This window comes from Saccharothrix xinjiangensis (genome assembly GCF_039527585.1).
Taxonomy (GTDB): Bacteria; Actinomycetota; Actinomycetes; order Mycobacteriales; family Pseudonocardiaceae; genus Actinosynnema; species Actinosynnema xinjiangensis.
In genome coordinates, this window is sequence record NZ_BAAAKE010000001.1 from 939,348 (window position 1) to 962,002 (window position 22,655).

Sequence of the window (22,655 nt, forward strand, 5' to 3'; positions counted from 1 at the left end):
TGAAGTGCTCCCGCGGCTGAGGGACCCGGTGGCCAACGACGCCCACCGGGTCTCTTTTTCGTTGCCACGGGTGAGTTCTGACCCGCTCGGGCGTACCAAGGAGGGGTGACGCAGCGGGACGACTTCCTCGGTGGGCTGCACTACGACGTGCCACGTGAGGCGCGCGTCGGACCCGATCCGGGCATCGTGCGCCATTACGCGGTTGAAACGGGAGAGAAGCGGGTAAGGGCGTGGTGGCACCTCTCCGGGGCGGTGCTCGGGGCGTTGGCGGCCGTCGCCGCGGCGTTCGCTTGGGGCTACGGGATCGACCAGTTCGACGAGGTGCGGGCGCGCGGTCTGGTGGCGCTGGGTCTCGCGGGACTGCTGGTGGGTCTGGTGTGCCTGGGGAAGCTGTCCCCAGCCGCTCCCCTGGCGGCGGGGATCACCGCGATCACCTGTTCGGTGGTGTACGAACTCGGGCTCGTCACCCTCTTGCCGGTGCTCAGGACCGTGTGCGACAGCGGGGCGCCGGTGTTCGCGGGCGTCCTGCTGATCGTGTGCGCGTGCCACCGGAGGTAGTTGTCCACAGGTTGTGGACAGAACTGTGCACAGCCTGTGGGTGGTGTGCACAACTCGCCGGGTGCGCGCCTCGGCCTGTGGACAACCGGTCAGGCCGGCAGCGGGTTGCGGCCCAGGCCCCACAGGCGGCCGGTGAACGGGCGGGTCGCCTCGGCGAAGCAGATCACCGACGTGTGGCCCTCCGACCAGGCGAGGCTGCCGAACGAGCGCCACGACGCGAACACGTCCTCGCGCGGCGCGCCCACGTAGGCGGTGACCGCTCGCGCACAGTGGTCGGCCGCCTTCTGCCTGACCTGGTCGAGTGACGGCGCGGGATCCTGGGGTTCGCCGATGTCGAGCACGCCGGGCACGGCCTCGGCGCGGTGCGGCCGGTCGCAGCCGGTGAGCCCGGCGTCCTCGTCCACGCCCGGCGAGCCGGTCGCGCACAGCTGGAGGGCGCCGAAGCCCGCGGCCGCCAGGACGCCCTTGAGCACGCCGGTGCGCCGCACCGGCGTGCCGTCCGGCGCGACCTCGACCACCGCGCACACCAGCCAGCGGTCGCCGCGGGCCCACCCGTCGCGGCTCGGCCAGAACGCCCGCGCCCGGAGCCGGGTGGCGTCGTGGTCGGCGCTGCCGACGTGCTCCGCCAGCGCGGTCCGGCACGGCGGCACGGCGGCGCGGCGCAGGTCGCGGTCCTCCGGGTAGGCCGCGCCGAGGTCCGGCAGCCCCCCGACCGCGGTCACCTCGGCCTCGTGCGGCGAGGCGCAGTCGAGCACCTCGACACCGGTGTCGGTGCACCGGCCCACCTGCGGCAGCTCCTGCGGCGAGGGCGTGAGCGAGGGCCGGACGACCTCGGCGTCCGGCGTGCCCGGGACGTGGGCGGTGCAGGAGGCGAGCGACAGCACGGCCACCACCGCGACCGCCGCCCGCCGTCCCCTCACCCGGTCAGGTTACTGACACCAGTGCGACCACCTGATCGGCGATGGCCCGGCGCTCCTGCTCGAACGCCGCGTCGGTGAGCGCGGCCGGGTCCACCGGCTGGCGCAGCTCGGGCGTGTGCAGGTGCCCGCCCGCGACACCGGTGGCGCCCAGCCCGACGCGTAACCGGTTCGCCCGGTACATCGACTCGTTGGACAGGTAGTCGCCGCCGCTGCCCGCCGCCGCGGCCGCGCCCGGGGTCGGCTCGTCCTCGCGGCAGTCGACCGGCCCCTCGCCGGGCGGGAAGCCGGGCTGCCACTCGCAGAAGGACCGGTTGAACAGCACCGGGAACGGCGCGGTGCCCGCGTTGAGCAGGCGGTCCACCGGCAGGGTCGTCTCGATGAACTCGTGCGCGGGCTGCGGCCACCCGGCGGCGTCCGGCACCGGGCCGAACGCGCCGACGTCGTTGTTGTCCCAGAACCCGCCGCGCCAGCGCCCGGCCCACCGCTCGACGTCGAACCGGGCGGGCCGGCCCTGGCTGACCGTCACGAACGCGTGCGGCGCCTGCTCCGCCGCGGTGCCGAAGAACCGCTCCACCACGCCCTGGTCGAACGCGCCCCACAGCACCGGCAGCACCGCGGCCTGGAACACGACCCGGCCCCGCGGCGTGTCGACGACCCGCCCGTCGAGCTGGAGCGCCGCCGCGCCGGCCGGGTTGCTGCGCCGCACGGACGTGCCGGACAGCTGGAACGGGTCGAACCCGGTCACCGCGACCCGCCTGACCCCGGCCCCGAACCGGGCGTCGGTGACGCCCCGCGACGCCCGGTCGAACCGGTCGACCAGCCCCGCGCGCTCGACGGGGGTGAGCGCGAAGGACGGCTGCCACTGCCGCAGCGCCTTGGTGGCCTGGAGGCGCGCCCAGTACAGGGGCCGGTCGTCGTAGGCGTCCCAGGCCTGCGCCGACCGGGCCCGCTGCACGGCCGCCCGCCACAGGCCCGTGCCGCCGCCGTTGGCGAGCTGCTGCGCGGCGGTGCGGCTGGTGGTCGCGCAGAGCTGCGCGGTGAAGCGGTCGACGTCGTCGTCGAACCCGCCGAGCCGGACCAGCTCGGGCCCGACCGCGGGGCCGGTGGGCGTGAGCCGGTCCTCCAGCCGCTGCTCCTCCACCGTGGTGGGCGCGTTCGGGTCGAAGCACGGCGCGGGCTGCGCGTGGGCGACGGGGGAGAGGACCGTGGACAGCACGAGGAGCACGGACAGGCCTGCGGCCGGCGGGATCACCGAGCGGAGTTTTCTGATCACCCCTCGATGCTCGCGACTCGCCGCGCGCCGAGGAACCTCCGATCGGCTCCGGAAATTCGGGCACCGGGGAATTCGGTGGGTCTCGGGCGACCACCAGGTATCAGGCGCCACCAGGTCTCAAGCGACCACCAGGTCAGGTGGCCGCCAGGTCAAGCGACCACCAGGTCAGGTGGCTGCCAGGTATCAGGCGGCCGCCGGCTCCAGCCCGCCCGCGAACGGCCGCAACGCCACCCCCGCGCCGGTCAGCGCCTCGCGCACGGCCCGCGCGACGCCCACCGCGCCCGGCGTGTCGCCGTGCACGCAGATCGAGTCGGCCCGGATCCGCAGCAGCCGGCCGTCCACCGCGCGCACCTGCCCGTCCACGGCGAGCGCGACGCACCGCGCCGCGACCTCGTGCGGGTCGTGCAGCACCGCGCCGGGCAGCCGCCGGTCCAGCAGCGTGCCGCGCGGCGAGTACGCGCGGTCGGCGAACGCCTCGTGGCGCACCGGCAGCCCCGCCACCTCGGCCCGCTTCAGCCACACCGCGCCGGGCATCCCGAGCACGGGCAGCGCCGGGTCGTACGCGCGCACCGCGTCCACCACCGCGTCGGCCTGCGCCTCGTGCTCGACCAGCGCGTTGTAGAGGGCGCCGTGCGGCTTGACATAGGCCACGCGCGTGCCGGCGGCGCGGGCGCACGCGTCCAGGCCTCCCAGTTGGTAGAGCACCTCGGCGGTGAGCGTGGCGGCGTCCACGTCGACGAACCGCCTGCCGAAGCCGTTCAGGTCGCGGTAGCCCACGTGCGCGCCGACGGCCACCCCGCGCGCCGCCGCCAGCTCGCAGGTCCGCCGCATGGTCTCCGGGTCGCCCGCGTGGAAGCCGCACGCCACGTTCGCGCTGGTCACGATGTCGATGAGGGCCCGGTCGTCACCCAGCGACCAGCGGCCGAAACCCTCTCCCAGGTCCGCGTTGAGGTCCACGGCAGGCTCCTCTCGTAGTATCGCCCAGTGTGCAGATTGTTGAACAATCCTGCAATGCTCCGGTGGAGTTGTTCAACCAGTAGGCTTGACAGCCATGACGAGCGTCGAGTCCGACGACTGGCTCAGCACCCTGGCCAGGGAGCGGGCCGACCTCGACCGGTCCACCACCGCCGACCGGGTCGCGGACAAGCTGCGCGACAGCGTCCTCGCCGGCGACATCAAACCCGGCAGGCAGCTCAACGAGAAAGCGCTCGGCGAAGCCCTCCGGGTCTCCCGCAACACGCTGCGCGAGGCGTTCCGCCTGCTCACCCACGAACGCCTGCTCGTGCACGAGTACAGCAAGGGCGTGTTCGTGCGCGTCCCCGAGGTGGCCGACATCCGCGACCTCTACGCCGCCCGCCGCATCATCGAGTGCGGCGCCGTCCGCTGCTGGGACCGCGCCCCCGAAGCCATCCGGCAGGCCGTCCGCGACGCCGTCGCCCTCGGCGTCGGGCAGCGCGAGCGCGACGACTGGCCCGGCGTCGGCACCGCGAACGTCAAGTTCCACCAGGCCGTCACCGCCCTGGCCGGCAGCTCCCGCCTCGACGAGGAGATGCGCCGCCTGCTCGCCGAGCTGCGCCTCGCGTTCGTGGTCATGGGCGACTCGCGCATGTTCTACGAGGACTACCTGACCCTCAACGAGGAGATGATCTCCCACCTCGACGCCGGCCGCGTCGAGGAGGCCGAGCAGGCGATGCTCCGGTACCTCGACCGCGCCGAGGAGCACCTGGCGACCGGACTGCGCGACCGGTGAAAGATGGTCACGATCCAGCTACGTCACCCGTAGATAACCCACACGACATGGTGACTGCGATCCCCCTCTCGGCCTAGCATCGCGCGACACCGTGTCACCAGGGCCGTTCGGAGGGCGAACATGCCGTCTGCTCGAAAATCCAGTCTCCGCTGGAGCAACTGGAACCTGCTCCTGCTCATCCCGCTGCTCATGCTCGTCACGCCGTGGTTCAACTCCGATGAGCCGAGGCTGTTCGGGCTGCCGTTCTTCTACTGGTACCAGTTCGCCTGGGTCCCGGTCGGTGTCCTCTGCGTGGGCCTGGTCTACGTGAAGACGAAGGACGAACCGGTGGTCAAGGGCAAGCCGGACCTGCTCGGCGTGGACGACCTGGACGAGGGGGCGAAGTAGATGCAGTGGACCGAGTTGGTGGTCTTCACCGCCTTGTTCCTGCTGGTCACCGTGCTCGGCTTCATGGCCGCGCGGTGGCAGGCGGGCGACACGCTGGACCACCTCGACGAGTGGGGCCTCGGCGGTCGCAAGTTCGGCTCCTGGATCACCTGGTTCCTGGTCGGCGGCGACCTGTACACCGCTTACACGTTCGTGGCCGTCCCCGCCCTGGTCTTCGGCTCCGGGGCCCTGGGCTTCTACGCCCTGCCTTACACGGTCGTGTTGTACCCGATCGTGTTCCTGCCGCTGGTGCGCATGTGGTCCGTGTCCCGCGTGCACGGCTACGTCACCCCGGCCGACTTCGTCCGGGGCCGCTACGGCTCGCACTGGCTGGCGCTGCTCATCGCCGTCACCGGCATCGTCGCGACCATGCCGTACATCGCGCTCCAGCTCGTCGGCCTGGAGGCCGTGCTGCGCACGATGGGCCTCAACGGCTCCGGCATCCTCGGCCACCTGCCGCTGTTCATCGCGTTCGTGATCCTCGCGCTCTACACCTACCAGTCGGGCCTCCGGGCCCCCGCGCTGATCGCGTTCGTCAAGGACACGCTCATCTACATCGTCATCCTGGTCGCGGTGATCTACCTGCCCACCCAGTTCGGCGGGTGGGGCGCCATCGCCGACGCCGCGCAGGCCAAGTTCGACGCGTCCGAGGCCGCGAGCGACGGCGTGCTGCTCAACGCCAACAACCAGCTCCAGTACGCGACCCTCGCGCTGGGGTCGGCGCTGGCGCTGTTCCTGTACCCGCACTCGCTGACCGGCATCCTCGCGTCGCGCGGGCGCAACGTGATCAAGCGGAACATGGTCGCGCTGCCCGCCTACTCGCTGCTCCTCGGCCTGCTCGCGCTGCTCGGCTTCGTCGCCATCAGCGCCGGCGTCAAGCCCATCACCAACCAGGCCACCGGACGCCCCGACACCAACACGATCGTGCCGGTGCTGTTCGACATGGAGTTCCCGGACTGGTTCGCCGGCATCGCGTTCGCGGCGATCGCCATCGGCGCCCTGGTGCCCGCCGCGATCATGTCCATCGCGGCGGCGAACCTGTGGACGCGCAACATCTACAAGGAGTACCTGAAGAAGGACGCGTCGCCCGCGCAGGAGGCCAAGCAGGCCAAGCTGGCGTCGCTGGTGGTGAAGTTCGGCGCGGTCGCGTTCATCGTGTTCGTCGACCCGCAGTTCTCCATCGACCTCCAGCTCATCGGCGGCGTGATGATCCTCCAGACGCTGCCCGCCGTGGCGATCGCGCTGTACACGCGGTGGTTCCACCTGTGGGGCCTCATCGCCGGCTGGATCGCCGGCATGGGCTACGGCATGTGGCTGCTCTACAACATCGGCAACCCCGCGATCGGCAAGGCGCACTTCGCCGGCTCGGCGCTGCCGCTGGGCAAGCTGTCGCTGTTCGGCTGGCACCCGTTCGGCGGGTCGACGGTGCAGATCTACGTCGGCGCGGTGGCCGTCGTGGCGAACCTGCTGGTCGCCGTGGTGGTCACGCTGATCGCCAGGAAGTTCCGCGCGTTCAACGGCACGGACGAGACCCAAGCCGACGACTACCACGTGGACGAGGACAGCGACCGCGTGAAGCCCGTGGCCGCGCACTGACCCACGGCCCGGTTCCCGGCCCCGGCGCGACCACCGCGCCGGGGCCGGCGCGCGTCCGGGTTCGGGGCGCGGGTCCGGGCTCGGACTCGGGCTCGGGCTCGGGCGTGGACGCGGGTCCGGGTTCGGGCTCGGGCGTGGACGCGGGTCCGGGTTCGGGCGTGGACGCGGGTCCGGGTTCGGGTCTTTCGGGCCGGCGCGCTCCGGGGCCCGCCGGCCGGCGCGCTCAGCCCCCGAGCACCAGCGCCGCCGCCCCCACCAACCCGGCCTGACCACCCAACTCGGCCCGCTCGACCCGCAACCCGTCCAGGTAGGACAGCCCGCAGTGCTCGGCAACGGCCCGGCGGACCGGCTCGAACAGCAGCTCCCCGGCCTGGGCCACCCCACCCCCGACCACCGCGAGGTCGAGGTCGACCACCGCCGCCGCAGCCGCGATCGCCATCCCCACAGCTCTCCCGGCCCGCTCGAACGCGGCCCGGGGGATCTCCTCACCGGCCCCAGCCGCCGCCGCGAGCAGCGCCGCATCCGCGTCGTCAGGCGCCAACCACCCCTGCCGCCGGGCCCACTCCACCATCCGAGGCCCACCCGCGACCGTCTCCGCGCACCCGCGCCCGCCACACGTGCACGCCTCACCGCCCGGCTCGACCACCACGTGCCCGATGTGCCCGGCGTTCCCCGTGCGCCCACCGAACGGCCGCCCACCCAGCACCAGCCCACCACCGACCCCGGTGCTCACCACCAGGCCGATCATGAACCGGCTGCCGCGACCCGCGCCGAGCCAGTGCTCGCCGAGCGCCATGCACGGCCCGTCACCCGCCAACTCCACCGGCACGCCCGGCACCAGGTCGGCCACGCGGTCGCGCAGCGGGAAGCCGCGCCACGCCGGGACGTTGATCGGGCTGACCGTCCCGGCCACCACGTCCACCGGTCCCGCGCAGGCGATACCCACACCCGCCACGCCCTCACCGCGCAGCACCTGCTCGGCCACATCCGCCACAGCGGCCCACGTCCGCTCGGCGCTCGCGCGCGGCGTGCCGACGCGCGCCGCGCGCAGCACCGCGCCGCTCCGGTCGACGAGCGCGCCGGCGACCTTGGTGCCGCCGACGTCCAGGGCCAGCACCAGGTCCGTCACGCGGAGCACCCTAGGCGACGGTGCGCGGCTCAGGCCTGTACGGGTTCGGGGTCACGCGTGACGGGCATCGGGGTGGGCCTGGCCGCCGAGGGGGGGCATCGGGGTGGGCCTGGCCGCCGAGGGGGCATCGGGGCCGGGTCGCCGAGGGGACATCAGGGGTGGGCCGCCGAGAGGGCTCCGAGGGGTGGGCCGTGTGGGTCGTGGAGGTCGTGCGGTCCGTGCAAGTCCGTGCAGTCCGTCCGGGGCGTGCAGTTCGTGTGGTTCGGGAGTGCGGGGGGTGGTCGGGGTTCCTTCATGTTCAACCGAGTCGCCAACCCCCTGTTTCCGTACATCTCTCACCCCATCGAGCGACCCCCGGCATCACCGGCACCCGAGACCACGAGGCCCCGACACCCGACACCCGACACCCGACACCCGACACCCACAGCAGACCACAGCACGCGCCTCACCGCTTCAACACCCGAGTGAACCCCGCCGCCACCGTGGTGGCCAGCACCCACCCCAGCGCGATCAACCCCGACGCGATCCACTGCGACGCCCCCGACGTCTGCCACCGGTTCTTGTTGCCGAAGTCCACGATGGGCACCACCAGGTCGATGGTGAACAGCCACGCGTTCCACGGCAGGTGGTCCTGCTCGTTGATCTCGTCCAACCGCGGCCCGGCCTCGAACCACGCGCTGCCCAGCAGCCACGCCACCACCAGCCACCCCACCGCCCGCGCCGGCCGGTACCCGTACCCCACCATCGCCCGCTGCAACCAGCTCCACACCAGCACCAGCGGCCGGAGCCAGCCGCGTCCCTCGGCCACCGCGCGGTACCTCAGCCGCTGCTTCTCCTCCAGCACCGCCGACGCGTGCTCGTCGTTCCCGCTCGCCCTCAGCATCTCCGCGAACTGGTCGTACGGCCCCGGCCGGTACGTGCGCCGCATCGCCTGGCGCAGCCACCGCAGCCGCCGGGCGACCTCCTCGTCGTCGCGCAGGTCGATGGGGTGCCGCAGCGAGTCGTACCGGAACTCCTCCAGGTCGATCCGCCCGGTCGCGCCCCAGAAGTTCTCGTTGTCCTCCAACGACGTGCAGCGCACCTGCCGCAGCGTCACGTCACCGCGCGGCGGGGTGATCGGCGTGACCACCAGCTCCTGCACCTGCATGCCGAGCACGTTCAGGGCGTGCGAGTCGAGCTTGTCGCCGAGCACCGCGCCCGCGAACGTCGCCATCCGCCCGACCTGCGCCCGCCGCGCCCGCACGCCGCCGTGCGCCACGAACTCCTTCTCGCCCCGCGCGCAGATCAGGTCGCGGCCGATCACCGCGCCGCCGACGTCCAGGGACGGCTTGCCGGCCGGTTGGTGCCGGTACCGGCCGGGGCGCGTGAGGCGGCTGCCGCGCAGGTCCAGGTTGGCGCCGATGGTGACGCCGCGCAGCTCCAGCCCGCCGGTGACCTCGACCTCGCGCGCGGTGAGGTTGCTGCCGATGCGCGACCGGTTGCCCAGCACCGCGTCGGCCCGGGGGTTGTCCAGCACCGACCCGTCCAGGATCAGGCTGCCCTTGGCCTGGAGGTCCACCATCCGCAGCTGGCCGCGCACCCTCGCCTGCCGGCCGATGACGTCCCCGCCGACCTGCGCGCCGTCCAGGTGCAGCGCGCGCCCGTACCCGGTGGGTTCGGCGACGTCGGTCCGCAGCGCCCGCCCGTAGCCGGTGGGGTCGGCGAGGTCCGGTCCGCCCGCGTCGAACCCGCCGCCGGACAGCGACAGCGTGCCGCCGAGCGCGGCGTTGACCATGCGCACCGTGCCCGTGCTGCTGAACCCCCGGTCCAGCTGCACGTCGCCGTCCACGGTGAGGCGGTCGAACACCAGGGTGGCGTTGGGGTCGGAGTGCGGGTCGAGGGCGTCGTCGTCGGCCCGCCCGTCGCTGACCACCGCGCCGCGCAGCGTCAGCGCCGAGGAGACCCGCGCGCCCGCGAGCAGCACCGTGCCGCGGCACCGGCACTCGGTCATGAGCAGGTTCCCGCCGACGTGCAGGCCGGTGCCGTTGAACGAGTGCCCGAGCGGGTTGTCCAGCGTCCCGCCGCCGAGGTTGCAGTAGCCGCCGACGCGCCCGCCCGCCATGCGCAGCTCGCCGGAGACCCGCACGCGCTGCGCCAGCAGCCCGCCCGCGAGCTTCAGCCGGTCGGCGTGGAACGCGATGCCTTCGGGGACGCGCAACGTGGCGTCCCGCAGCGACAGCGACCCGGCGACGTCCGCGTCCACCAGGTCGACCAGGCCCTCGACGGTGCTGCCGGCGAGCGAGAACTCGTTGGCGCAGGACAGGTTGCGCCCCATCAGGCCGGGGAGCCGACAGCCCGCGAACTCGATGCCCGCGAGCTTGCCCTGCCGCAGGTCGGGCGGCTCCTCGAACCGGCACCGCACGAACTCCAGCAGGTACGGGAACTCCACGGCCCGCAGGTCGAGCTGCCCGGTGAGGAACCGGTCGGCCACCCGCACCACGGGCGGCATGCCGGTCCGCCTGCGCGGCAGCCGCCACGCGCCCTCCTGCTCGCCGACCCCGCGCAGCACCTCGGCCGCCGCGAGGCGGGAGGAGCGCGGCGGGTCGGGGTCGTGCACGTCCAGCCGCGCCCCCTCGCCCATGTGATCGACAATGCGGGTTGGGGAGGCGCCCGCGCAAGGTCAGCCGGCGGCGGGCCCCTGGTGGGTCGGGTTGAGCACGCGCGCCAGGAACGACCGGGTCCGCTCGTGCTGCGGCGAACCGATGACCTGCTCGGCGGGGCCCTCCTCGACGACGTACCCGCCGTCCATGAACAGCACGCGGTCGGCGACCTCGCGGGCGAACTGCATCTCGTGCGTCACCACGAGCATGGTCATGCCCTCGTCCGCGAGCTGCCGCATCACGCCGAGCACGTCGCCGACCAGCTCGGGGTCGAGCGCCGAGGTCGGCTCGTCGAACAGCATCACGTCCGGGTCCATCGACAGCGCCCGCGCGATCGCCACGCGTTGCTGCTGGCCGCCGGACAGCTGCGCCGGCATGGCGTCGGCCTTCTCCGACAGCCCGACGCGCGCGAGGTTGCGCAGCGCGATCCCCTCGGCCTGCTTCGCGTCCCGCTTGAGCACCTTGCGCTGCGCCACGGTCAGGTTGTTCAGCACGTTGAGGTGCGAGAACAGGTTGAAGCCCTGGAACACCATGCCGATGCGGGTGCGCGCGGCGTCGATGTCCACGTCCGGGTCGGTCAGCTCGACGCCGTCGACCACGATCCTGCCCGCGCTGGGTTCCTCCAGCAGGTTCACGCAGCGCAGCAGCGTGGACTTGCCCGAGCCGGAGGGCCCGATGACGCACACCACCTCGCCGCGCCCGACCCGCGCGTCGATGCCCTTGAGCACCTCCAGCGAGCCGAAGGACTTCTTCAGCCCGGTGATCTCCACCGCGATCTCGGAGCCCATGCTCACACCTCCGTCGATTCCGGCGCCTTGACCTTCTTGCCGCCCGTGCGCCGCTCCAGGTGCCGCGACAGGTGGCCCAGCGGCAGGGTGATGATCAGGTAGCACAGGCCCGCGACGAGGATGGGCGTCAGCGTCGGGTTCTGGCTCAGCGTCTCGCGGCCGAACTTCGTCAGCTCGTACTCCGCCCTGGTCAGGCCGACGACGCTGATCAGCGACGAGTCCTTGGTGAGCAGGATCAGCTCGTTGGTCAGCGGCGGCAGGACGATGCGGAACGCCTGCGGGATCACCACGGTGACGGTGGTCCGGAACGGGGACATGCCGAGCGACCTGGCCGCCTCGACCTGGCCCTTGGGCACGGCCTGGATGCCGGCCCGGATCGTCTCGGCGATGTAGGCGCCGCCCGCGAGGCCCAGCGCCACGCCCGCCTTGGACGCGGTGTCGAAGGCGATGCCGAACGCCAGCGGCACCGCGGTGTCGATGGCGATGAACACCAGCAGCGCGGGCACGCCGCGGAAGAACTCGATGTAGATGGTCGCGAGCCAGCGGTAGGGCGCCACCGACGACAGCTTCATCAGCGCCAGCACCAGGCCGAGCGCGAGGGCGATGGCGAAGCCGAACGCCGTGTAGAGCAGCGTGTTCTTGAACGCCACCGTCAGGATGCTCGGGAACATCTCGCGGGCGGTGTCGACGTCGAAGAACGACCGGCGCAGCTCCGCCCAGTCGGCGATGAACGCCAGCACGAGCGCGACCACGATCAACAGCACGTACTGCGCGCGGCGGGAGAGGGTCGCCCTCCGCCGCTTGGACATGGCCATCGGGACCTAACCTCCGAGGAGTGGGACAAAGCGAGGGGCCGGTGCCTCTCAGCACCGGCCCCGGGGTCAGCCGGTCACTTCGATTCCGGCTTCTTGCCGAACCACTTCTCGTAGATCCGGTCGTACTCGCCGCTCTCCTTGGCCTTCTTCAGCACGTCGTTGACCTTGGCCTGGAGGGCGGTGTTGCCCTTCTTCATGCCGATCCCGTACTGCTCACCGGTGTCGAACTCGGTGGTGACCTCGGTGTCGGGGAACTCCTTGGCGTAGTCGTAGAGCACGCCGTTGTCGTTGATCGCGGCGTCGACCGCGCCGGTGCGCACGGCGGTCGTCAGCAGCGGCAGGTCCTCGTACTCGACGACCTCGTAGCCGTTGGCCTCGGCGTTCGCCCGGCCGTACTCCTCGCCGGTGGTGTCCTGCTGGATGCCGAGGCGCTTGCCCTTCAGCGTCGTCAGGTCCTTGATGCCCGAGTCCTTCTTGACCAGCAGCGCCTGGCTGGCGTCGAAGTACGGGTCGGAGAAGTCGATCGCCTCCTGCCGCGCCTCGTTGATCGTCATGCCGGCGGCGGCGAGGTCGCAGTCGTTGGTGCTGAACGCCGAGCCCGAGGTGATGTTGTCGAACGGGGTGTCGAAGATCTCCTGCGTGACGCCGAGGTCCTTGGCCACCAGGTTCACCAGGTCCACGTCGAAGCCGACGGTCTCGCCGCCCTCGGTGTACTGGAACGGCTTGTAGGACAGGTGGGTGCAGGTGGTCAGCTTGCCTTCCTTGACCAGGCTGATGGTCGAGCCGTCCCCCTGCGAGCCGGTGTCCACTCTGGTGGCGCACGCCGTCATCGTCGCCGCCAAGGCGAGCACGGGGAACAGGGCAAGCGCGGCGTGCCGGGTACGACGGGCCACGGCGTCACTCCTCGTAACTGTGTCGGTAGAGTGTTCGGCATACTGCCACTTGGGTGACACCAGCGACAGCACGCGCGTGTTACAGACCTTCGGTTTCAGGCTTTCCTGTGTCACAAGCCCCGTCGAGCAGCAAGTTCTTCGGCTGTTTGGGTTAGGTCACACAATTGGTGCACCCGCTGCGCCCGTGTGGCGACGATCCGTCAGCAGGCTCGCGACCAGCGCGGTCCACCCGGTCTGGTGCGTCGCGCCCAGTCCCTCGCCGGTGTCGCCGTCGAAGTACTCGCTGAAGGTGACGTGGTCCCGCCACAGCGGCGAGTCGGTCGACTCGACCCGCTTGCCGTCCGCGGGCCGCCGGCCGTCGTGGTCGGGCAGGAACAGCGACACCAGCCGCCTGACCAGCTCGTCCGCCGCCCGGCCCGCGGTGGTGAAGCGGGTCGAGCGGGTGGGAAGTTCCACGTGGAACCTTCCGCCGTGGAACTCCTCGATCGTGCGCAGGGCCTCGACGAGCAGCGCGTTCGTCGGGAACCACACCGGGCCGCGCCAGTTCGAGTTGCCGCCGAACATCGGCGTGCGCGACTCGCCCGGCTCGTAGCCGATGCGGTGCTCCTGGTCGGCGACCTGCACCTCCAGGCCCTCGCGGTGCGCGGCGGACAGGCTGCGGATGCCGTGCGGCGACAGGAACTCGTTCTCGTCGAACATCCGGGTCAGCACGCGCCGCAGCTTGCGCTCGTCCAGCAGGCTCAGCAGCGCCCGCCCGTCGTGGCGGGTCACGAACTGGCGCAGCTCGGGGCGGCGCGCCAGGCAGTGCTCCAGGCGGCGCACGAACCCCGGCAGCTCCTCGAACACCCACGGCTCCAGCACCGCGCACGCCAGCACCGGGATCAGGCCCACCATCGACCGCACCCGCACCGGCTTGGACTCCACGGTCCCGTCCGGCAGCCGCCGCGACACCACGTCGTAGCAGAAGCCGTCCGTCTCGTCCCAGATGCCGCGCCGGCCCGAGCCGAACTGGGTGGACGCCTCGGCGATGCTCATGAAGTGCTCCACGAACTTCGTGGCCACGTCCTCGTACGACTCGTCGTGCCGCGCCAGCTCCAGGGCCATCTCCATCAGGTGGAGGCTGTAGGCCGCCATCCACGAGGTGGCGTCGGACTGCTCCAGCCGCCACTGGCCGAGCATCGGCTCGGACCGGTTCACCGGGCCGATGTTGTCCATGCCGAGGAAGCCGCCCTCGAACAGGTAGCTGCCGTCGGCGTCCTTGCGGTTGACCCACCAGGAGAAGTTCAGCAGCAGCTTGTGGAACACCTTGGCCAGGAACCGCCGGTCCTTGACCTCCTCGGACCGGTACACCTGGAGCGCCGCCCACGCGTGCACCGGCGGGTTGACGTCGCCGAACTCCCACTCGTAGGCCGGGAGCTGCCCGTTCGGGTGCATCAGCCACTCGCGGCACAGCAGGAGCAGCTGCTCCTTGGCGAACGCCGGGTCGACCCGCGCCAGCGGCACGGTGTGGAACGCGAGGTCCCACGCCGCGAACCAGGGGTACTCCCACTCGTCCGGCATGGAGATCACGTCGGCCGCGTCGAAGTGCCGCCAGTGCGCGTTGCGGGCGTGCGGGTTGCGCCGCGACTGGGGCGCGGCGGGCTGCGCCGGGTCGCCGTCCAGCCACTCGGCGGCGCGGAAGCGGTAGTGCTGCTTGGTCCACATCAGGCCCGCCAGCGCGCGCCGCACCACCGCGGCCCGCTTGGGGTCGAGGTCGGTGCGATGGAACTCGTCGGCCTCCTGCTCGCGCTGGTCCAGCGTGTCCTGGAAGCTCGGGCCGAACGCGTCGAGGTGGCCGTCGTCCCGGACCAGCCGCAGCCGCACGGTCACCGACTCGCCGGGCTCGACCGGGTCGAACGAGTACCAGGCGGCGACCTTCGTGCCCGGCTCGCTCGCGTCGTCCGGGCCGATGACCTGGCACGCCCGGCTGTCGCGGCCCACCACGTACCGGTCGATGCCGTCCTTGGTGAACGGGGTGGGGTTGGCCGGCGTGCCGAACAGCTCCACCTCGTTGGTCTCGTTGTCCGTGACCAGCAGCGTCGGCGTGCCCTCGACGTGCAGCGTGTAGCGGCCCAGCGCGCCGTGCTCGGCGGTGATCCGGCGCCAGCCGTCGGTGGTGCGCGCCACCAGGGACGGCTTGCGGTCGTCCCGGCCCCACGACCACGTGTTGCGGAACCAGAACTGCGGCAGCAGGTGCAGCGGCGCCGGGTCCGGGCCGTGGTTGGTGGCGGTCAGCTCGACGCAGATGTCGGTCGGGCCCGCCTTCGCGTAGGTGACCGCGACGTCGAAGAACCGGTTCTCGTCGAGCACGCCGGTGTCGGACAGCTCGGGCTCGCGCTCGTTGCGGCTCGCCAGCCGGGCGCTCTCACGCAGCTCGGCGTAGGGGAACTCGACCTGCGGGTAGCGGTAGACGACCCGCATCCAGGAGTGCGTCGGCGTGCCGTCGGTCACCCACCAGTGCTCCTTGGCGTCCTCGCCGTGGTTGCCCTCGTTGTTGGTCAGGCCGAAGTACCGCTCCTTGAGGATGGGGTCCCGGCCGTTCCAGAGCGCGACGGCCAGGTTGAGGAACCCGTGCACGTCGCAGATGCCCGCGATGCCGTCCTCGCCCCAGCGGTAGGCGCGGGAGCGGGCGTGGTCGAACGGGAAGGACGTCCACGCGTCGCCGCCCGCCGAGTAGTCCTCGCGGACCGTGCCCCACTGGCGTCCCGCGAGGTAGGGGCCCCAGAAGCGCCACGGTGCGGTGGGCGAGTCGGACCCCGCCAGTCGCTCCCGTTCCGCCTGCCGGTTGTGCTCGTTCACAGGGCCAGTGTGCGGCATCGGTTCAGTAAAGCGGTTACCGGTGAGTTAGGTCATTGCCGTGAGAGGTGTCGCGAACACCGTTTTGGTCACGTTCCGTGTCGGCGGTGAGGCCGATCGGGCAAGTCGGTCCCCGCGGCGGGATCGCCGCGGGGACCGGCCGGGGCCCGGTGTCCGGGCGCTAGCGCCGGGCGTGCGCGTCCAGCACCACGGACACGGCCTCGGTGATCCGCGCCGCCTGCGCCAGGTGCAGCCACTCGTCCGGCACGTGGCAGTTCGAGTCCGGCCCGACCGCGCCCGTGACCAGGAACTGCGCCTCCGGGTACGCCTCGTGCAGCAGCCCCATGAACGGGATGGACCCGCCCAGCGACACGGTCCGCCAGGGCGCGTCGAACACCTCCTCGCCGACCAGGTCCAGCGCCTCCCGCAGCCACGGCGCGAGGTCGGGCGCGTTCCAGCCGTCCGCGTGCTCCACGCGCGACAGCTCGACGGTCGCCCCGTAGGGCACGTCGGTGGTCAGCGCCCGCTCGACCGCGCGCAGCGCCGCGCCCGAGTCGGCGGTCGGCGGCAGGCGGAAGCTCAGCACCAGGGTGGTGAACGGCCGCAGCACGTTGCCCGCGTCGTCCGGCGCGGGCAGGCCCGCCGCGCCGGTCACCGACAGCGTCGGCCGCCACCCGGCGTTCAGCGCCAGCTCGACCTCGTCGTCGGTCACCGGGCGCGTCCCGCCCGCCCACGGCACCGGCCCGACGAGCATCCCGGGCGCGCTGGCCACGGCCTCGCGCACCTCGGCCACCCGGTTGCCCGGGACGTCCACGTGCGTCTCGCGCACCAGCACCTCGCCGGTCGCGGAGTCCTCCAGCCGGTCCAGCAGCTGCCGGGCGATGCGGAACGACGACGGCACGATGCCGCTCGACATGCCCGAGTGCAGCCCGCTGTCCAGCACCCGCACGGTCATCGTGACCTGCGCCAACCCGCGCAGCGACGTGGTCAGCCACATGCGGTCGTAGTCGTTGCCGCCGGAGTCGAGGCACACCACCAGCGACACCTCGCCCAGCCGGGGCCGCAGGTGGTCCAGGTAGGCGGGCAGGTCCGGGCTGCCGGACTCCTCGCCGGTCTCCAGCAGCACCACGCACCGCGCGTGCGAGCCGCCCGAGCGCCGCACGCCCTCGATCGCGGCGATCGCGGCGTAGCCGGAGTAGCCGTCGTCGGCCGCGCCGCGCCCGTAGAGGCGGCCGTCGCGCACCACCGGCGTCCACGGCCCGAGGCCTTCGGACCAGCCGCCCACCGGGGGCTGCTTGTCCAGGTGCCCGTACATCAGCACGGTGTCGCCGCGGTCGGCGGTGCCGGGCACGTCCACCAGCAGCAGCGGGGTGCGCCCGTCGAGCCGGACGACCTCGACGCCGGCGCCGGGCAGGTCGCGGGCGTCGAGCCAGGCGCGCACGTGCTCGATCGCGGCGGCCAGGTGGCCGTGCGACTCCCACGCGGGGTCGAAGGCGGGTGAGATCGCGGGCACCGCGACCAGGTCGGACAGGCTGGGGAGGATGTCGTCCTCCCAGAGTTCGCGAACGGCACGGGTCAACGCTGAACGGTCCACGCCGCGATCCTGTCACGCCCGGCGGCCGTTTCGGTTGGTGGAAACACCCAGTGCCCCCGATGGTCGGTAGTCCACCCGTCCCCCGGACGGCGACATGGGTGTTCCGGCTGCCGAGCCGGCTCCGCCGTTGCGCCCGACGCGGGTTAACAAACGGTAACCAGGACAACGCCGTCCGTTGATCGGACGCGCTGGTCGGACGGCCGAAGATAGGCCTTCCTATCGTTACCGCACGTCAGGAGCTTGGGGATCCCGTAACGAAGTGGGATGGGGCTCACCAAGTCAGGTGAGGCCATGTCAGGATGTGGATGAGAACACCGTCAGCGCCGACGGTTGCCCAACCCCCACACCCAGGGGGCGACGGCGACTGGCGGTGCCGCCGCGCACGGTCGCCACAAGCGGCCGGGCGGCCTCGTAGACGAGGAGACAAGGCGCATGTCGTCCCCCGAAGAATGGACGCACCCCGGGCCGGACGTGCCGCCCGCCACCGGTGCGACACCGACCGCGGAACAGGTGATCGCCGGCTTGCGAGCGACAGACGAGGGCGGCGCCGACCTGGTGCAGCTGCTCACGCCGGAGGGCGAGCGGGTCGAGCACCCCGACTTCGACATCGACGTGACCGCCGAGGAGCTGCGCGGCCTGTACCGGGACATGGTGCTGGTCCGCCGCGTCGACCGCGAGGCGAACGCGCTCCAGCGCAAGGGCCAGCTCGGCATCTGGGTGCCGCTGCTCGGCCAGGAGGCCGCCCAGATCGGCTCGGGCCGCGCCCTGCGCCCCTCCGACATGGCGTTCCCCAGCTACCGCGAGCACGGCGTGGCGTGGTGCCGCGGCATCAAGCCGACCGACCTGCTCGGCATCTTCCGGGGCACCGACCACGGCACGTGGGACCCGGTGGAGCACCGGTTCCACCCCTACACCATCGTCATCGGCAACCAGGTCCTCAACGCCGCCGGCTACGCCATGGGCCAGAAGTTCGACGGCGCCGTCGGCGACTCCGACGGCGAGGCCACCATCTGCTACTTCGGCGACGGCGCCACCAGCCAGGGCGACGTGCACGAGGGCTTCGTGTGGGCCGCGGTCTACGACGCGCCGCTGGTGTTCTTCTGCCAGAACAACCAGTGGGCCATCTCCGAGCCGACCGAGCGCCAGTCCCGCCTCCCGCTCTACCAGCGGGCCCGCGGCTACGGCTTCCCCGGCATCCGCGTCGACGGCAACGACGTGCTGGCCACCCTCGCGGTCACCCGCTGGGCGCTGGAGGAGTGCCGGCAGGGCAACGGCCCCGTGCTGATCGAGGCGTTCACCTACCGGATGGACGCCCACACCACGTCCGACGACCCGTCGCGCTACCGGCTGTCCGACGAGCTGGAGCTGTGGAAGCTCAAGGACCCGATCGAGCGGGTCAAGGTGCACCTGGTCAAGCAGCAGTGGGCCGACCAGGCGTTCTTCGACTCGATCGAGCGCGAGGCCGACGAGGTCGCGGTCGAACTGCGCGACTACTGCGTCAGCCTGCCCGACCCACCTGCCGGGCGGATCTTCAGCCAGGTCTACGCCGAGGGCAACCCCGTCCTCGAAGCGCAGCGCGACGAGTTCCTGGCGTACCACGCCGGGTTCGCGGGAGGTGACCACTGATGGCCGCTCCGACCATGGACCGCCGTGCCGCCGACAACAACGGCGCGCCCGTGGCGGTGCAGACCCTGACCATCGCCAAGGCCCTGAACAACGGCCTGCGCGCGTCGATGGAGGCCGACCCCAAGGTCATCGTGATGGGCGAGGACGTCGGCAAGCTCGGCGGCGTCTTCCGCATCACCGACGGGCTCCAGAAGGACTTCGGCGAGCAGCGCGTGCTGGACACGCCGCTGGCCGAGTCGGGCATCATCGGCACCGCGGTCGGCCTGGCCATCCGCGGCTACCGGCCGGTGTGCGAGATCCAGTTCGACGGCTTCGTCTTCCCCGGCTTCGACCAGATCGTCAGCCAGGTCGCCAAGCTGCACTTCCGCACCCAGGGCCGCATCAAGCTGCCCATGGTCATCCGCATCCCGTTCGGCGGCGGCATCGGCGCGGTCGAGCACCACTCCGAGTCGCCCGAGTCGTACTTCGCGCACACCGCCGGCCTGAAGGTCGTGGCGTGCTCGAACCCGGCCGACGCGTACTGGATGATCCAGCAGGCCATCGACTGCGACGACCCGGTGCTGTTCTTCGAGCCCAAGCGCCGCTACTACGAGAAGGGCCAGGTCGACACGACCGCCTCGCCCGGTCCGCTGTTCGCCTCCCGCACCCTGCGCACCGGCTCCGACGTCACCCTGGTGACGTACGGCCCGATGGTGCGCACCTCCCTGGACGCCGCCGCGGCGGCCGAGGAGGAGGGCAAGTCGCTGGAGGTCATCGACCTGCGCACGCTGTCGCCGCTGGACCTGGCGCCGGTGTACGAGTCGGTGCGGCGCACCGGCCGGCTGGTCGTGGTGACCGAGGCGCCGTCCGAGTCGTCCATCTCGTCGGAGCTGGCGGCCAAGGTGCAGCAGGAGTGCTTCTACTCGCTCCAGGCCCCGGTGCTGCGCGTGACCGGGTTCGACACGCCCTACCCGCCGTCGAAGCTGGAGGAGGAGTTCCTCCCCGACCTCGACCGGGTGCTGCACACCGTCGACCGCTCTCTGGCCTGGTAAGGGGATCAGCTGTGCCGCAGTTCAAGCAGTTCCCCCTGCCCGACACGGCCGAGGGGCTGACCGAGGCCGAGATCCTCACCTGGCACGTCCGGCCGGGCGACGAGGTCAAGGTCAACCAGGTCATCTGCGAGATCGAGACCGCCAAGGCCGCCGTCGAGCTGCCGTGCCCGTGGGACGGCGTGGTGACCGAGCTGCTGGCCGAGGTGGGCCAGACGGTCGAGGTCGGCTCGCCGATCATCACCATCGACCTGGACCCGGCGGGCGCCGTCGCGCCCGCCGTGCCGGCCGAGTCGAACGGCAAGATCGGCGAGGAGACGGCGGACGGCCGGATCGCCACGCTGGTCGGCTACGGGCCCAAGTCGGGCGCCGCCCAGCGCCGCCGGCGCAAGGGCGCCACCGCGGTGGCGCCTCCCGCGGTGGCGCCTCCCGCGGTCCGGCAGCCGGTCGCCCCGGTCGCCCCCGTGCCACCTCCGGCGCCCGCACCGGCCCCGGTCGTCGCCCCTGCTCCAGCCGCCACTCCCACCCGCGGCGGCTACGTGCCGCTGGCCAAGCCGCCGGTGCGGAAGCTGGCCAAGGACCTGGGCGTCGACCTGCACGCGCTGTCCGGCTCGGGTCCGGGCGGCGTGATCACGCGGGAGGACGTCGAGCGGTTCGTCGAGCCGGCCCCGGCCGCCGCGCCCGCCCCGGCCGCCGGTCCGCGCGAGCGGCGCGTGCCGATCAAGGGCGTCCGCAGGGCCACGGCCCAGGCGATGGTGGACAGCGCGTTCACCGCGCCGCATGTCACGGAGTTCCTGACCGTCGACGTGACGCCGATGATGGAGCTGAGGGCGCGCCTGAAGAACGCGCCGGAGTTCCGGGACGTCAAGCTCACGCCGCTGGCGTTCGCCGCGAAGGCCGTGGTCCTGGCGGCCCGCCGCACCCCCGACGTCAACGCGACGTGGGACGAGGCGGCGCAGGAGATCGTCTACAAGGACTACGTCCACCTCGGCATCGCCGCCGCCACCCCGCGCGGCCTGGTGGTGCCGAAGGTGCGCGACGCCGACCGGCTGTCGTTGCGCGAGCTGGCGATCTCCCTGGAGGACCTCGCCACCACGGCGCGCGACGGCAAGACCGCGCCCGCCGACATGGTGGGCGGCACCATCACCATCACCAACGTCGGCGTCTTCGGCGTCGACACCGGCACGCCGATCATCAACCCGGGCGAGGTGGCGATCCTGGCCTTCGGCGCGATCCGCGACATGCCGTGGGTGGTGGACGGCCAGGTCGTGCCGCGCAAGGTGTGCCAGCTGGCGCTCAGCTTCGACCACCGCGTGGTCGACGGCCAGCAGGGCTCGCGGTTCCTCGCCGACGTCGGCGCGCTGCTCGCCGACCCCGGCGTGGCGATGACCTACTGAGCGGGCTCGGCGCCGGGGTCCTCGCGGTCCCCGGCGCCGAGCAGCGCCCGCAGCTCCGCCGCGAAGGCCGCGGGCCCGGCGCCCTCGTCGCGCAGGGCGACCACGCGCCCGCCGGTCGGCGAGCCCTCCAGGCGGCAGTCGGCGAACCGCGCCTCGCGCACGTCGACGACCGCGTTGACCAGCCGGCACGACTCCAGGTCGATCGCCGTGCGCTCCGCGTCGACCTCGCTCAACCGCAGCTCGCCCTCCCAGCCGCGCCGCCTGCCCAGGGTCGCGCGGGCGAAGGACAGGGCGCCGTCGCGCAGGTGGGCCTGCCGGAAGGACAGGGCGCCCGCCGACAGCTCGACCGACCCGAAGTCGAACGCGGTGCCGTCCACCGAGATCCGATCGAGGGCCACCACGGCCTCGGAGAGCCGGGCGAAGGTGAAGTCGACCGACCCGCCCGCGAACGTCGCCCCGGTGAAGTCCAGGGTGGCCCGCGCCACCGACGCGGAGCTGAACGTGGTCCGGTGCGCGGTGAACTCGGCGCCCCGGAAACTCGTCCGGCCGAAGAACTCGGCGCCCTCGAAGCTCGTCCGGGCGCCCCCGAAGCGGGCGTTGTCGAAGATGAACGCGCCCTTGAACACGCGGTTGGCCATGTCGAGGTCGACCAGCCGCGCGTTGCGCAGGTCCACCGTCACCGGCGCGCCGCCCGCCGGCCACTCGTGCTCCAGCAGGGTGGTGAGGACGACCTGGCGCACCTCGGCCTCGTTCGGGTCGTCCTCGGGCACGGGGGTGCGCAGGTAGGCGCACAGGACGTCCACGCACACCTGGCGCCGCGCCGGCCAGTCGTCCGCGAGGTTGACCATGGCGTGCACCCCGGCCAGGCGCACCGCGAACCGCTCGTGCCCCAGCTGCTCGGCGGCGGCGCCGTAGCGCTCGTTGTGGAACTTCGTCCGCTCCCTCTCCTCCTGCCGGGTCGCGATGACGTGCGCGGCCTCCGACACCTGCTGCTTGCGGTAGGCGACGGCCAGCGCCACGACCGCGCCCAGCCCGCCCACCACGGCCAGGCCGATCTTGAGCAGCTCCAGCAGCTCGGCGGTGGTGAAGCTGTCGCTCGACGGCAACCGGGGCGTGCCGAGCAGCACGAACAGCCCGAACCCGGTGGCGCCGGCCAGCACCACGGCGGCGACCAGCCACCGGGCCACCGACCACGCCATCCGGCCGCGCGCACCGGTCAGCGACCTGTCCTCGCGGGCCGGGCGCGGCGCCGGCGGACCGCCGCGGGTCCACCGCAGGTGCGCGGTGCGCAGCGAGCGGCGCACCACGAGCAACGCCAGCAGCGCGAGGAGCGCGGGCCAGTAGGGGCGGAGGACGTCGAGGGCTTCGCGCACGAACCGCGATCGTGC

The 22,655-nt window shown here is 72.5% G+C and carries 18 protein-coding genes; 7 read left to right on the forward strand and 11 right to left on the reverse strand.

The window, feature by feature from the left end; translation table 11 throughout:
- The first annotated feature begins 105 nt into the window (after positions 1–105).
- Positions 106–558 (forward strand): hypothetical protein, encoded by a 453-nt coding sequence (locus tag ABD223_RS04445; protein WP_344034530.1) that lies wholly within the window; start codon positions 106–108, stop codon positions 556–558.
- Between the two features lie 89 nt (positions 559–647).
- Here ABD223_RS04445 and ABD223_RS04450 read toward each other — a convergent pair whose 3' ends face one another.
- From ABD223_RS04450 to ABD223_RS04460, 3 genes are all read right to left on the reverse strand, one after another.
- Positions 648–1,478 carry a septum formation family protein gene (locus tag ABD223_RS04450; RefSeq protein WP_344034531.1) on the reverse strand — a complete coding sequence of 277 codons (831 nt, stop codon included), beginning with the start codon at positions 1,476–1,478 and terminating at the stop codon, positions 648–650.
- A gap of 4 nt (positions 1,479–1,482) precedes the next feature.
- A complete protein-coding gene (locus tag ABD223_RS04455; RefSeq protein WP_344034532.1) occupies positions 1,483–2,751 on the reverse strand; it encodes a hypothetical protein in 1,269 nt (422 codons plus the stop codon).
- Between the two features lie 183 nt (positions 2,752–2,934).
- A complete protein-coding gene (locus ABD223_RS04460) occupies positions 2,935–3,708 on the reverse strand; it encodes a LamB/YcsF family protein (RefSeq protein ID WP_344034533.1) in 774 nt (257 codons plus the stop codon).
- Positions 3,709–3,802: 94 nt separating this feature from the next.
- On the opposite strand from ABD223_RS04460, the gene ABD223_RS04465 reads away from it, so the two are divergent.
- The 3 genes from ABD223_RS04465 to mctP all read left to right on the forward strand — a co-directional run bounded on the left by ABD223_RS04465 (position 3,803) and on the right by mctP (position 6,523).
- Positions 3,803–4,501 carry a GntR family transcriptional regulator gene (locus tag ABD223_RS04465; RefSeq protein WP_344034534.1) on the forward strand — a complete coding sequence of 233 codons (699 nt, stop codon included), beginning with the start codon at positions 3,803–3,805 and terminating at the stop codon, positions 4,499–4,501.
- Positions 4,502–4,621: 120 nt separating this feature from the next.
- Positions 4,622–4,888, forward strand: a complete 267-nt coding sequence (locus ABD223_RS04470; protein ID WP_344034535.1) for a DUF3311 domain-containing protein — start codon at positions 4,622–4,624, stop codon at positions 4,886–4,888.
- Positions 4,889–6,523, forward strand: a complete 1,635-nt coding sequence (gene mctP, locus ABD223_RS04475; protein WP_344034536.1) for a monocarboxylate uptake permease MctP — start codon at positions 4,889–4,891, stop codon at positions 6,521–6,523.
- 223 nt (positions 6,524–6,746) lie between these two features.
- On the opposite strand, the gene ABD223_RS04480 is transcribed toward mctP, so the two are convergent.
- The 7 genes from ABD223_RS04480 to ABD223_RS04510 all read right to left on the reverse strand — a co-directional run bounded on the left by ABD223_RS04480 (position 6,747) and on the right by ABD223_RS04510 (position 17,216).
- Positions 6,747–7,652: an ROK family protein gene (locus tag ABD223_RS04480; RefSeq protein ID WP_344034537.1), complete on the reverse strand. Its 906-nt coding sequence runs from the start codon at positions 7,650–7,652 to the stop codon at positions 6,747–6,749.
- A gap of 445 nt (positions 7,653–8,097) precedes the next feature.
- Complete coding sequence (locus ABD223_RS04485) at positions 8,098–10,272, reverse strand: hypothetical protein (RefSeq protein ID WP_344034538.1); 2,175 nt, start codon at positions 10,270–10,272, stop codon at positions 8,098–8,100.
- A gap of 39 nt (positions 10,273–10,311) precedes the next feature.
- Complete coding sequence (locus ABD223_RS04490; protein ID WP_344034539.1) at positions 10,312–11,079, reverse strand: amino acid ABC transporter ATP-binding protein; 768 nt, start codon at positions 11,077–11,079, stop codon at positions 10,312–10,314.
- A gap of 2 nt (positions 11,080–11,081) precedes the next feature.
- A complete protein-coding gene (locus ABD223_RS04495) occupies positions 11,082–11,894 on the reverse strand; it encodes an amino acid ABC transporter permease (RefSeq protein WP_344034540.1) in 813 nt (270 codons plus the stop codon).
- Positions 11,895–11,968: 74 nt separating this feature from the next.
- Positions 11,969–12,787: a transporter substrate-binding domain-containing protein gene (locus tag ABD223_RS04500; protein ID WP_344034541.1), complete on the reverse strand. Its 819-nt coding sequence runs from the start codon at positions 12,785–12,787 to the stop codon at positions 11,969–11,971.
- 156 nt (positions 12,788–12,943) lie between these two features.
- On the reverse strand, positions 12,944–15,625 hold the full coding sequence (locus ABD223_RS04505; protein WP_344034542.1) for an MGH1-like glycoside hydrolase domain-containing protein: 2,682 nt from the start codon (positions 15,623–15,625) through the stop codon (positions 12,944–12,946).
- A gap of 178 nt (positions 15,626–15,803) precedes the next feature.
- Complete coding sequence (locus tag ABD223_RS04510; protein WP_344034544.1) at positions 15,804–17,216, reverse strand: M20/M25/M40 family metallo-hydrolase; 1,413 nt, start codon at positions 17,214–17,216, stop codon at positions 15,804–15,806.
- Positions 17,217–17,648: 432 nt separating this feature from the next.
- Between ABD223_RS04510 and pdhA the strand changes: the two genes are divergently transcribed.
- From pdhA to ABD223_RS04525, 3 genes are read left to right on the forward strand one after another with little or no spacing between them, the layout of a single operon-like run.
- Entirely contained in the window at positions 17,649–18,842 is a 1,194-nt protein-coding gene (pdhA, locus tag ABD223_RS04515) for a pyruvate dehydrogenase (acetyl-transferring) E1 component subunit alpha (protein ID WP_344034545.1), read from the forward strand.
- A complete protein-coding gene (locus tag ABD223_RS04520) occupies positions 18,842–19,873 on the forward strand; it encodes an alpha-ketoacid dehydrogenase subunit beta (protein ID WP_344034546.1) in 1,032 nt (343 codons plus the stop codon). The genes pdhA and ABD223_RS04520 overlap by 1 nt, the downstream gene beginning before the upstream one ends.
- An 11-nt stretch (positions 19,874–19,884) precedes the next feature.
- Positions 19,885–21,267, forward strand: coding sequence for a dihydrolipoamide acetyltransferase family protein (locus ABD223_RS04525; RefSeq protein ID WP_344034547.1), 1,383 nt, complete (start codon positions 19,885–19,887; stop codon positions 21,265–21,267).
- Here ABD223_RS04525 and ABD223_RS04530 read toward each other — a convergent pair.
- The gene (locus ABD223_RS04530) at positions 21,261–22,640 is read right to left on the reverse strand and encodes a pentapeptide repeat-containing protein (protein ID WP_344034548.1); all 1,380 of its coding nucleotides are present in this window, start codon (positions 22,638–22,640) and stop codon (positions 21,261–21,263) included. The genes ABD223_RS04525 and ABD223_RS04530 overlap by 7 nt on opposite strands.
- Positions 22,641–22,655: the final 15 nt, after the last annotated feature.

Excerpts from the sequence above, each read along its gene's own strand:
- mctP (WP_344034536.1), top strand. The coding sequence starts at position 4,889 with ATGCAGTGGACCGAGTTGGTGGTCTTCACCGCCTTGTTCCTGCTGGTC.
- ABD223_RS04485 (WP_344034538.1), bottom strand. The coding sequence starts at position 10,272 with ATGGGCGAGGGGGCGCGGCTGGACGTGCACGACCCCGACCCGCCGCGC.
- ABD223_RS04470 (WP_344034535.1), top strand. The coding sequence starts at position 4,622 with ATGCCGTCTGCTCGAAAATCCAGTCTCCGCTGGAGCAACTGGAACCTG.
- ABD223_RS04490 (WP_344034539.1), bottom strand. The coding sequence starts at position 11,079 with ATGGGCTCCGAGATCGCGGTGGAGATCACCGGGCTGAAGAAGTCCTTC.
- ABD223_RS04495 (WP_344034540.1), bottom strand. The coding sequence starts at position 11,894 with ATGGCCATGTCCAAGCGGCGGAGGGCGACCCTCTCCCGCCGCGCGCAG.
- pdhA (WP_344034545.1), top strand. The coding sequence starts at position 17,649 with ATGTCGTCCCCCGAAGAATGGACGCACCCCGGGCCGGACGTGCCGCCC.
- ABD223_RS04465 (WP_344034534.1), top strand. The coding sequence starts at position 3,803 with ATGACGAGCGTCGAGTCCGACGACTGGCTCAGCACCCTGGCCAGGGAG.
- ABD223_RS04520 (WP_344034546.1), top strand. The coding sequence starts at position 18,842 with ATGGCCGCTCCGACCATGGACCGCCGTGCCGCCGACAACAACGGCGCG.